The 11,206-nt window shown below is 60.4% G+C and carries 12 protein-coding genes; 8 read left to right on the top strand and 4 right to left on the bottom strand.

The features are described from left to right. The first annotated feature begins 404 nt into the window (after positions 1-404). The 5 genes from WA904_RS21320 (at position 405) to WA904_RS21300 (ending at position 5,361) form a co-directional block, all read left to right on the top strand. Positions 405-1,337 (top strand): ABC transporter permease, encoded by a 933-nt coding sequence (locus tag WA904_RS21320; RefSeq protein ID WP_425199129.1) that lies wholly within the window; start codon positions 405-407, stop codon positions 1,335-1,337. Next, positions 1,337-2,083 (top strand): GNAT family N-acetyltransferase, encoded by a 747-nt coding sequence (locus WA904_RS21315; RefSeq protein WP_425199128.1) that lies wholly within the window; start codon positions 1,337-1,339, stop codon positions 2,081-2,083. The genes WA904_RS21320 and WA904_RS21315 overlap by 1 nt, the downstream gene beginning before the upstream one ends. Positions 2,084-2,096: 13 nt before the next feature. Continuing rightward, positions 2,097-3,380 (top strand): amidohydrolase family protein, encoded by a 1,284-nt coding sequence (locus WA904_RS21310; RefSeq protein WP_425199127.1) that lies wholly within the window; start codon positions 2,097-2,099, stop codon positions 3,378-3,380. A gap of 500 nt (positions 3,381-3,880) precedes the next feature. Beyond that, on the top strand, positions 3,881-4,834 hold the full coding sequence (locus WA904_RS21305; protein ID WP_425199126.1) for a hypothetical protein: 954 nt from the start codon (positions 3,881-3,883) through the stop codon (positions 4,832-4,834). Positions 4,835-5,133: 299 nt separating this feature from the next. Then, complete coding sequence (locus tag WA904_RS21300; protein ID WP_425199125.1) at positions 5,134-5,361, top strand: hypothetical protein; 228 nt, start codon at positions 5,134-5,136, stop codon at positions 5,359-5,361. Here WA904_RS21300 and WA904_RS21295 read toward each other — a convergent pair. Beyond that, positions 5,327-5,914 carry a 3-keto-disaccharide hydrolase gene (locus WA904_RS21295; protein WP_425199124.1) on the bottom strand — a complete coding sequence of 196 codons (588 nt, stop codon included), beginning with the start codon at positions 5,912-5,914 and terminating at the stop codon, positions 5,327-5,329. The two genes, WA904_RS21300 and WA904_RS21295, sit on opposite strands and share 35 nt — an antisense overlap. A 135-nt stretch (positions 5,915-6,049) precedes the next feature. Between WA904_RS21295 and WA904_RS21290 the strand changes: the two genes are divergently transcribed. Together WA904_RS21290 and WA904_RS21285 are read left to right on the top strand one after the other, a co-directional pair. Further along, positions 6,050-6,724, top strand: coding sequence for an alpha/beta family hydrolase (locus tag WA904_RS21290; RefSeq protein WP_425199123.1), 675 nt, complete (start codon positions 6,050-6,052; stop codon positions 6,722-6,724). 66 nt (positions 6,725-6,790) lie between these two features. Continuing rightward, positions 6,791-7,594, top strand: coding sequence for an alpha/beta fold hydrolase (locus tag WA904_RS21285; protein ID WP_425199122.1), 804 nt, complete (start codon positions 6,791-6,793; stop codon positions 7,592-7,594). A 49-nt stretch (positions 7,595-7,643) separates the two neighbouring features. On the opposite strand, the gene WA904_RS21280 is transcribed toward WA904_RS21285, so the two are convergent. Then, on the bottom strand, positions 7,644-9,065 hold the full coding sequence (locus WA904_RS21280; RefSeq protein WP_425199121.1) for a DUF2867 domain-containing protein: 1,422 nt from the start codon (positions 9,063-9,065) through the stop codon (positions 7,644-7,646). Between the two features lie 15 nt (positions 9,066-9,080). Beyond that, complete coding sequence (locus tag WA904_RS21275; RefSeq protein ID WP_425199120.1) at positions 9,081-9,401, bottom strand: ArsR/SmtB family transcription factor; 321 nt, start codon at positions 9,399-9,401, stop codon at positions 9,081-9,083. A 186-nt stretch (positions 9,402-9,587) separates the two neighbouring features. Here WA904_RS21275 and WA904_RS21270 point away from each other — a divergent pair, with 186 nt between their 5' ends. Then, the gene (locus WA904_RS21270) at positions 9,588-10,676 is read left to right on the top strand and encodes a lactonase family protein (protein ID WP_425199119.1); all 1,089 of its coding nucleotides are present in this window, start codon (positions 9,588-9,590) and stop codon (positions 10,674-10,676) included. A 53-nt stretch (positions 10,677-10,729) separates the two neighbouring features. Here WA904_RS21270 and WA904_RS21265 read toward each other — a convergent pair. After that, the coding region (locus tag WA904_RS21265) for a LysR substrate-binding domain-containing protein (protein WP_425199118.1) at positions 10,730-11,206 on the bottom strand (477 nt) is incomplete at its 5' end.

The raw sequence follows: 11,206 nt of genomic DNA, 5'->3' as shown, positions 1-11,206 counted from the left end.
AAGCGCGTCCTCGCCTCCCCGTACCCGTATTTGCTCCCCCACCCGTCGGGCTGGGCCGAGGAGCGCAGCCGAAAGCGGATCAGGGCGAGCGATTGTCTGAGCGAAGCGAGTTCGAGCTCGACCCCACTTTCGGCGAGCACCGGAGGTTGCCCCGAAGCGCAGCGCAGGGGACCCAGACCATCGGGTTGCCTTTTCTTTGGTGACTTTCTTTTGGCGACGCAAAAGAAAGTTACTTGCCGCCGGGCAACCCCCGGCCTGCTGGGCGAACAAACCACAGACCATTGTTCATCCTCATCAAAAAACATAGAACAAAAAACACCTCCAACCCATACCAGCCGGACGCAACCAGCTACTTATTTAATAGCATCTTGCACCAGCAGACCAGCCACATCATGGGGCCAGCCATGATGGAACTGCTAGACATCCTCTCCGCCCCCGCCTTCTGGACAGCCGTCCTGCGCATCGCCACACCGCTGATCCTTGGCACCCTGGGCGTGCTGCTGTGCGAGCGCGCCGGGGTGCTGAACCTTGGCATCGAAGGCATCATGGTCGCCGGCGCCTTCAGCGGCTGGCTGGCGGTGTACCTGGGTTTGCCGCTGTGGGCCGGCGTCGGCGTCGCGGCGCTCACCGGCGCGGTGTTCGGCCTGCTGCACGCCTTCCTCACCGTCTGGCTGGCGCTGTCGCAGCATGTGTCCGGGCTGGGCATCACCTTGCTGGCGACCTCGCTCAGCTATTACGGTTATCGGGTGAGTTTCCCGAAAGTCGACACGCCGCCCACCGTCACACCGTTTGCGCCCATGGCCTGGCTGGAAGGCACCGGGCTCACCGCGCTCGCCGCACAAACCCCCATGACCCTGCTGGCGCTGTTGCTGGTGCCGGCCATTGGCTGGGTGCTGTACCGCACGCCGGCCGGCCTGGCGATCCGCATGGTTGGCGAGAACCCGCAGGCGGCCGAGGGCCAGGGCGTCTCGGTTGCCGCCACGCGCACGGCCGCCATCGTCGCCGGCTCGGCGCTGATGGGCGTGGCTGGCGCCTTCCTCACGCTGTCGGCCTTCAACGCCTTCTTTTTCAACATGGTCAACGGCCGCGGCTGGGTCTGCGTGGCGCTGGTGGTGTTTGCCTCGTGGCGGCCCGGCAAGGCGCTGCTGGGCGCGCTGCTGTTTGCCTTTTTTGACGCGCTGCAGCTGCGCCTGCAAACCTCGGGCATCGCCAACGTGCCCTACCAGCTATACCTCATGCTGCCTTATGTGCTGTCCATCCTGGCGCTGGTGCTGGTGGCGCGCAAGGCGGCGTATCCTCAGGCGTTGATGAAGCCATACCGAAAGGGAGAACGTTGATGCGCAGCCGCTCACAGGACAAGGAAGCCGACCCGGCTTTCCTTGACGAAAGGACCGCACGCAAACAGGCAGAGCGCCAGGTCTTGCTGGACGCCCTGAGCGGCGGCCTGGAAACCGAGGCCATTGAATGGACAGCCGGCAACGTCATCGCACCAGAGCTGCTGGCCAGCCCACGCCTCCAGTTGCGCCCCTGGAAAGACACCGACCGCGCGCCGTTTGCTGCCATGGTGGCCGACCCCGACGTCATGCGCCACTTTCCGGCAACACTTGGCCGCGAAGAAAGCGACGCGTGGGTGAGCCGGGCCATGCACAAGATCAACGAGCGCGGCTGGGGCTTCTGGGCCATGGACTACCTGGCTGAAGGGGCGCCAGCGCCACAATTTGCGGGCTTCACCGGCCTCAACATTCCCGACCCTGAACTGCCCTTCGGCCCCTGCGTGGAAGTGGGCTGGCGGCTTGCACCGCAATTCTGGGGTTTGGGCCTGGCCACCGAGGCAGCGCGCCTGGCCTTGCGGGCCGGCTTCGAGTCGCTTGGCCTGGAAGAAATTATTGCGATCACGACGCTGCGCAACACGCGCTCGCGCGCCGTCATGCAGCGCCTGGGCATGCAGGAAAGTGTTGCCGACGAATTCGACCACCCTGCCTTCCCGGCCGACAGCCCAGAAAGGCACTGCTGTGTGTACCGCCTGTCCCGCGCGCGCTGGTCTGCAAACAGCCTTTCCGGGAACCAGCAGAATCGAAGCTGAAAGGCTCCACAAAATGATCGACCTTCTCATCACCAACGCCGCCCTGCCTGATGGCCGAACCGGCATGTCCATCGCCGTGCAGAACGGCAAGATCACCGAGGTCACCGAAGGGCCGATCACTGGCGCGCAGGCGCATGAGACGGTGGACGCCGGCGGCTACCTGCTCAGCCCGCACTTTGTGGACCCGCACTTCCACATGGACGCCACGCTCAGCTACGGCCTGCCGCGCGTGAACGAAAGCGGCACGCTTCTGGAGGGTATTGCGCTGTGGGGTGAACTCAAGCCGCTGCTCACCGCCGACGCGCTGATTGAACGCGCCCTCACCTACTGCGACTGGGCCGTGGCCAAGGGCCTGCTGGCCATTCGCAGCCATGTGGACACCAGCGATGCCAGCCTGCTGGCCGTGGACGCGCTGCTGGAAGTGAAGAAACAGGTTGCGCCCTATATAGATCTGCAACTCGTCGCCTTTCCGCAAGACGGCGTGCTGCGCAGCCAGGGCGGCGTGGAGAATCTGAAGCGCGCGCTCGACAAGGGCGTGGACGTGGTCGGCGGCATTCCCCACTTCGAGCGCACCATGGCCGAAGGCGCCGCCAGCGTGAAGCTGCTCTGCGAAATCGCCGCCGAGCGGGGCAAGCTGGTCGACATGCACTGCGACGAGTCCGACGACCCGCTGAGCCGCCACATTGAAACCCTGGCCTTTGAGGCGCAACGCCTGGGCCTGCAGGGCCGCGTCAACGGCAGCCACTGCACGTCGATGCACAGCATGGACAACTACTACGTGAGCAAGCTGCTGCCGCTGATTGCCGAATCAGGCGTCAGCGTCGTTGCCAACCCGCTGATCAACATCACATTACAAGGCCGCCACGATACCTACCCCAAACGCCGCGGCATGACCCGCGTGCCCGAACTGATGGCCGCCAGCGTGAACGTCGCCTTCGGTCACGACTGCGTGATGGACCCCTGGTACGGCATGGGCAGCGGCGACATGCTGGAAGTGGCGCACATGGGCCTGCATGTAGCGCAGATGACGAGCCAGAAAGGCATTCGCCAGTGTTTTGACGCGGTGACGGTGAATGCTGCGAAGGTGATGCACCTGGAAGGCTACGGGATTGAGCCTGGGTGTGATGCGAGCTTTGTGTTGCTGCAGGCGCGGGATGCGGTGGAGGCGATTCGGTTGCGGGCGAATCGGTTGAAGGTTTGGAAAAAGGGAACTCTGTTAGGGGAGACGACAGAGGTCGCTCCTGCGCTCAAACTTTCTGGTAGGCCAACTTCTGTAAAGTTTTTTCAAACCAATTAATAACCCGCTTCTAACAGAGTGCAAACACCTTTTAGATCTTGATCGTTGCTCTGACCCTCTGCTATTTTTGTCGGAACAAGCTAGTGTTCCCGTTAAGCAATTGGCGGTCACTCGCCTACAGTTGTTGAAAACCCTTGTTAGCGCGAGCACAATTGCAGGAGAACTAAACAGTCTTTGCTTCAAGATTGTTGATATAGAGTCACCGGTGAGACGCCTACGGTGTCCGCGACGCGGGAATTGCGCATAAAAATTTTGTTATAAAACATCTGGAGGCCGCATGGCAACAAAAAAAAAATGGACTCAGGAAATCAATCCCCAAAAAGAAGGCTGCTGTAGAGGATCAAGGCCGTACCAGAACTAATCGTCCATACCCGGCTTCCTCGTTCACCGATGCTCTTGTGCTTGGCAATGCTGTTATGACACACGCGGCTGGAGAGCGGGTACGGCGATTAACCCTACTGGAAAAAATCGCAAAATCAGCGACTAGCAGTTCGACCAAGATGATGATCACCAACTCTGGAAAGTATGGAATCACAACTGGGTCTTATGCGGCAGATTTCATAGAGTTGACGGAAAAAGGAGCTGTCGCAGTCAATTCAACACTCCCGAAGGCCGATCGTGATCAAGCGGCATTTGAACTCGCAATCGAGGGAATTGCGCCCTTCAAGCTGCTTTATGAGCACTACAAAAGCAAACGGTTACCTGAACGGGAAATCATTAAAGACTTCCTCCGCGATTCGAGCATAGCGGTACCAGATCTGGATGAATGTGTTGACACATTTATTGTGAACGTCAAGGATTTGGGGTTGTTACGCACTATAGGCGGCGCAGAAACTTTGGTATCAATAGAGCAAGCCTTAGAGGAATTACCTAAGACCGATGGAACCGCATCAATCAGCAGGAAGACAGCCTCACAGCCGACCCCACCGATCGTCAAGAAAATTGCAGACGAATTGTCAACAGTTTCTGACTGGCAAAAAGTGTGCTTCTATATAACACCCATCGGATCCGAAGACAGCGTTGAGCGAAAGCATTCCGACTTATTCATGTCCTCTCTCGTCCAACCAGCATTAGAGGAGTTGGGCTTAACAGTCGTACGTGCGGATCAGATTGGTGAACCTGGAATGATTACCACGCAAGTGCTGGAGTATTTAAAGAGATCGCGACTGGCGATTGCGGATCTTTCCTATCTCAACCCTAACGTTTTTTACGAAGTTGCGCTCCGTCATGCTCTGCGATTACCTGTTGTACAAATCATCCGCAAGGCGGATAGACTCCCCTTCGACGTAAATCAATCTCGCACATTGGTTTTTGATACCAGCGATATCTACAGCTTGGTCCCAAAGCTTCAGACTTATAGAGCAGAAATTGCGAATCAAGCCAGGAAGGCGCTTGATGACCCGGAGAGCGTTGGTAATCCGGTAAGTGTTTTCTATCCAGACTTTTATAGATAGCGGCTCTTGATGGCGGATTACCTCAAAAGCCAAGTCAATCAATCGGCACTCTTTTTCCGTGCCCGACCCCACCGACAACCACTTGCACCTGGAAGCTGTCAGTTGCACTCTCACCAGCCTTCGAAGGGCGTGGGGAAAACTACTAGATCGTCGAATATCCACCTTGCGGAATTTGATGGTGCCGGGCCCCCGCTACAGCGCGACGAGGCCGCCGGTAGGGGCGGTCTTCCACGCTCATTGTTTTCATTGAGGCGATTACCAAAGACCCCACCCACCTCCACCAAATCGCCGTAGAAGCCATGCGCTCCCGCGGCCTGCTGCCCGTCTTTTCCCCGCAGGCCCTGCAGGAAGCCGAAGCCGCGCGCCAGACCGGCCCCGAACGCAACGGCGACATCCGCAACCTGCGGCAACTGACCTGGTTCTCGATTGACAACGACGACACGCGCGACCTGGACCAGCTGAGCGTGACCAATCGCGGGATTAGCGGAAAGACTAGATCGGACGAATATCCACCTTGCGGAACTTGATGACCCCCCGCCCCCACTGCAGCGCAACAGGGCCGCTGGTGAGTTTGCGGTCTTCCACGTCCACCGTTTTCACGCCGTTCAGCACCAGCGTCAAGCGCGGGCCTTTGGCGGTGATTTCATAGACGTTCCATTTGCCGCCTGCCTTGGGCATGGGTGACACCTTGGCCACCTTCACGATGGCACCGGTGCCATAGGTTGGATCGGGCCGCTGATCGAAGATGTTGGCTTCGTAGCAGTTCTCGTCGGTGATCTCGGCCGGGTTGGCGCAGCGCACAAACACACCGCTGTTGGCGTCGTCGCTGGCCCAGAACTCCACACGCATCGTGAAATCTGTATAAGACTGTTTGGACACCAGGTAAGCCGGCGTGGCACCACCTGAACTTGCCTGAATGGCGCCGTCGGTCCCCGACCAATTGGCAACACCCACCCGATTGAAGTTTTCCAGGCCACTTGTCCCGTCCACCAGGGCGGTCCAGCCACCGCCCATGGGCATCGCGCAGCCGAACAAAACCGTTGACAGCGCCGCAGCGCCTGCAAGTTTCATCAATCCCATGGTGGTCTCCTGTTGTGTGGGCGATTTATAACCCCGTAGCGCGGTGCAGGTCAAATGAGTCGGAGCGCCACCACGCTGTTGTAATGAGGGTTGCCTCAAAAGGCTCAACCCTTACCAACCGCCAGGCTTCCGTTCATGCCCGCTCGCCCCTCATCCCTGACCATTCCCCTCCCCTCAGGCGACACAACATCCGGCCTGCTTCAGGCACCGGCGAACGCCGAGGCCTGTTATGTCTTCGCCCACGGTGCCGGCGCGGGCATGCACCACGCCTTCATGGCAGCCATCGCGCAAGGGCTTGCAGAGCGCGGCATCGCGACGCTGCGTTTCAACTTTCCGTACATGGAGGGCGGCTCGAAACGCCCGGACTCGCCGGCCGTGGCGCACGCGGCCATTCGGGCCGCGGTGGCGGAAGCGTCGCGGCAGCTGCCCGGCGTGCCGTTGTTTGCCGGTGGCAAGTCCTTCGGCGGTCGCATGACGACGCAGGCACAGGCGGCCGAACCACTCCCAGGTGTGCAGGGGATTGTGCTGGTGGGCTTTCCGCTTCACCCGGCCGGCAAGCCCTCGACCGAACGCGCGGCGCACTTGGCCAGCGTCAAGCTGCCGATGCTGTTCCTGCAGGGCACGCGCGATGGCCTGGCGGACCTGGACCTCATCACGCAGACGACGGCAGGCCTGGGAAAACGCGCCACTCTGCATACCGTCGAAGCTGCGGACCATGCCTTCCATGTGCTGGTGCGCTCGGGCCGCAACGATGGGCAGGTTCGAGAGGAGCTGCTGGAGGCCATGGCCAGCTGGATGAAGAAGCACTAGCTTTGCACTGGAATCGAGCGCACTGCCAAGCCTATAAACTGGGCCCGCATAAAACAGGAGTCCCGCATGCTGAAGGCCGAAGAACGAAACATCGATTGCGTCGAATCCGGCGAAGGCCCGGCCGTTCTTTTCCTGCCCGGCTCCTACAGCACGACGGCGGCCTGGCGCCAGGTGCAGCGCCACCTCAGCCCGGGCTACCGGCTGGTGACCAGCAGCCTGAGCGGCTACGGCGGCACCATCGACACACGCACCCGGCAGGACTTTGACATCGCGCATGAAGTGCAGGTGGTACAGGCGCTGGCGCGCCACATCGGCCAGCCCGTCCATCTGGTCGGGCATTCGTTTGGCGGCACCGTGGCGCTGGCGGCAGCCCTTTCCCGCAGCGTGGACGTTGCCAGCCTTAGCCTGTTCGAGGCCAACCCCCTGCCCCTGATCCGCGAACTCGATGGCGGCAAGCTGCATGACGACGCGCTTCAGATGAGCCAGGCCTTTGAGGCCGCCGTCAACAGCGGCGAACCCGATGCGCCCGCACGCGTCATCGACTTCTGGGGCGGCCCCGGTGTTTTTGCTGCCATGCCCGAAGCCGTCAAAACCTACTGCCGCGAAACGGCTGCCGTGAACGTGCTGGACTGGCGCACAGACTTCGCCTTCGAGGTGAACGCGCAGGACTGCGCCGCGCTGGCCATGCCTGTCCTGCTGGTACGCGGCGGCGAGGCGAATCCGGCCATGGTCGCCATCACGGACACCCTGCAAGGCAGCCTGCCCAACGCGCGCCACTTTGCCGTCGACGGCGCCGGCCATTTCCTCATCACCAGCCATGCGGCCCGGTGTGCTGAGTTGCTGTCGGCGTTTCTGGCTGAGGTGATCTGAAGCTGCGATGACGCCTAATCTATCCGTGCGCGTTCGTTGACCCAGTTCGCTATGCGCTTGCCAGCCTGGCAGGCACCTTGACGTCGTCCTCCTGAACCATCGCATACTCCACCGCCAGCCGCAGCATCGTGGGCGTGACATAGTGACGATGCACGTAGTCAATGGCCGCCATGTAAAACCGGCCAAACCAATTTTTGCAATGAACCCGGGTACCCAGCATCACGTCAACATGGTGGTTATCGACGATTTCCACGCTGACACAAGATCGGAATAACAGGTGCTTGTCGTTTGCACCAAGAATGACCTGCGCTTTAGTATCGGTGGCATTGGTGTTCTGTCCGAGTACTGGATAGCGATTGGCGAACAGGTTGCTGGTGTCCGGCGACAACAGTGAAGAAACCGGGCAACCCAATGGTGATGTGCGCAAGCCCAGAGGTTTGACAAGAACGTTGCGCAGCGCCATCAGATTGGACACACCGCTGGGCGCGTTGAGCAAAAAGCCTTCCAGAACCGCAGCCAACAGATTCGTGGCACTGGTATGCGCGAAGTTGGCACCGGTCACGCGCAGGCGAAAGGTGTCTTCGTGGTGGACGCTCAGTTCAGTGAGTTGCTGAAGCAGCAATGAATCGGTCGGTGGACTGCTGAGCTCCTTCACGCTTCGGGAAGACCCGCCATGGGAAAGAAAACCCGATGCCCCTTTCCACGAACCCCATAAGCCTCGCAACATCCCCGCACCACTTCGCACGGTATTGCAGACCACCCGATGGAATGTTCCGGGTGGGGCATCCAATGACAACGTGGTAGTCGGTACGGCATCGACCTTGAAATCTTTCGCCTGAAGCAATACTTTCACCTCGTCGGGCAACAACTCTGTCAACGCCGGAATGCTGGCCTCGTTGGTCAGTACCTTTTCTTTCAAGGCTTCCGACAAATTGCCGCCAAGCTCGTTGGTATGGCAAGACAGTGCAAAAAACACGGGGTGCAAAGAGTTGCGCGAGAGCGGAGAAAACTGGTGCCAGGTTTCACCGCCGAAGCGCACGGTGAACATGCAGTCCGGCGGTATGTTCACAAAGCGGAGAGCACGTATGAAGTTTTGTGGATCTTCCTGAATTTGTTGTTCTGATGCGCTGGAAAAGCGCAACTGGGCCCCGCCGCTACCCGACACCGCCGTAAAGATGCGGTGTCCCGCATGGCGATGAAACGGATGCCCCTTGGGCCCCACCACAAACGAATACAGCGACGTGGCGTCACCTTTGGGAAAGTTGGTACCACCCAGTTTGGCCGAAGGCTCATCCAGCTCATCGACAAACGCACTGTGCTGTCGTTGCCTGGACGCGACGCTGGCAAACAAATGATTGCCCGCACCATGGCCAATCTGGGCAATCAAAGACACCTCGACGGCCAATCCGCCGGATTCCGACGGAATCCGAACAGACGGAAATGTTCCAACCACCTGTGTGAGATTCAGCATGAAATTCCTCCCGTGTTATTTGGTTTTTTGTGTTTTAGCTGCGGGTTCCCGCTTCAAGGGGCGTGCTACCGGACACAGCTCAAATGCATAACCCGTGAGGCTATTCACCAGGCTATCGCCGTTGAGCTTGTAAAGCACAAATTGACCACTGCGTTCACCGGTGACCAAGCCGGCATTTTCAAGAACAGACAGGTGGCGTGAAATGGCCGGTGTACTCATGGAAAAGCGCTCAGCAAGCTCGGTTGTGCTGAGCTCCTTCTCGGTAAGGTAGGCGAGGATTTGCCGTCGCGGTCCCGAGGCCAGTGCCTCAAATATCTTGTCAAGAGATGCAGTCATTCGTTTATTAACTTATTTGTTAATAACTTTATTCAAATTGGTGACTGCGGTCAAGCGTTTTGCCAAGAGACCTGATGACTGCAAATGCCGCCAGTTACTGGGGTAAACGCGCATGACAGCGCAAACATCCGGGCTGCAAAATCGCCCGAAGTTGTACGATGTCTGACCAATTAACCAGAAATGGCCATGAAAACTGCTTCTTCCCGCCTCCTCTTTTCCACCCTCCTGATTAGCCTGATCACTCTTATGCAAGGTTGCGCCACCCGAAATTCCGTTGCCTATGTCTCCAACGCCGACAGCCGCGAGATCAGCGTGGTCAAGCTCGACCACGACAAAGGCACGCTGCAAGTCACCCAGACGCTGGCCGTCGGCGGCACCGTGATGCCCATGGCGCTCAGCCCCGACAAGCGCATGCTTTACGCCGCGCTGCGTTCCGAACCGTTCACCGTCGCCAGTTTTGCGATTGACGGCAGCACGGGCAGCCTCAAGCCCATCGGCACGGCGCCGCTGCCCGACAGCATGGCCTACGTGATGACGGACAGGACGGGCCGCTGGCTCTTCGCCGCTTCGTACGGCGGCAACAAGGTGAGCGTCAGCCCCATAGGCGCCGACGGCGTTGCGGGCGCAGCTGTCACCGTGGTGCCCACCGGCAAGAACGCACACGCGGCCGTCATCGATGCGGCCAACAAGAACCTTTTCGTCACCAATCTGAGCAGCGACCAGGTCCTGCAATACGGCTTTGACGCAGCCACAGGCAAGCTCACGCCGAACAACCCGCCCGCTTTCGGCACACGCCCCGGCGCCGGCCCGCGCCACCTGGTGTTTCACCCGAATGGCCGCCATGCCTACCTGCTGCACGAACTGGACGCCACCGTTGACGTGCTGACCTACGACGCGCAGCGCGGCACCCTGAGCCTGCAGAAAACCCTGCCCACCCTGCCGGCCGGCTTCACCGGCAAGCCGTGGGCTGCCGACCTGCACCTGACGCCGAACGGCCGCTTCCTCTACACCAGCGAGCGCAACTCCCACACGCTGGCCATGTGGTCGGTGGACGCCGCGAGCGGCGATCTGAAGCTGATTGGCCACCAGCCCACCGAGAAGCAGCCGCGTGGTTTCCAGATCGACCCTAGCGGCACCTGGCTGCTGGCCGTGGGGCAGTTGTCTCACGCCATGACGGCCTACCGCATCGACCCTGCGAGCGGCCGCCTGACGCAGCAAGCTTCGCTGCCACTGGGCAAGAACCCGAACTGGGTTGAGATCATCAGCCTGCCTTAATCTGATCCGCTTCGGCGGCCGGGTTCATGGCCCGCCGTAGCATCACTGCCCCGTCACGACGGCCGGATATGCGTGGCGAAATGGTCGTACACCGCCGCTATCCGCCGCAGGTGCCTGGACTCCGGATGCGCCAGCAGCCATAAATCCGAAACGCAGCCCTCCAGCGGCTCGCTGATAGGCACGAGCTGCGGCTCCAGCGGCAGCATGAAGACCGGCACCGCACCCACGCCCAGGCCCGAACGCACCGCATCAACCACGCTGGTGATGCAGTCCACCAGGTGGCGCGGCACGACCTTGGGCAGGGCCTTGCGGCGCCAGACCACTGACGGATGCTGCAGCAGGACCTCGTCGGGGGCAATCCAGTCCTGCTGCGCGAGCGGGCGTTTTCGCAGGGCGGCCGGCATGGCCTTGCCGGCGCACACCACAAAGTCCATGCGGCCCAGCAGGCGCCCGATCAGGTGGTCCGGCGGCTTGCCGGTCGTGGCGCGCAGCGCCAGGTCGGCATCGCGCCGCGACAGGCTCATGAGTTC

This window comes from Polaromonas sp., from assembly GCF_049790275.1.
Taxonomy (GTDB): Bacteria; Pseudomonadota; Gammaproteobacteria; order Burkholderiales; family Burkholderiaceae_C; genus Polaromonas.
The sequence above is the reverse complement of the archived record's forward strand: the minus strand, read 5'-3'. Positions and strand labels throughout refer to the sequence as shown.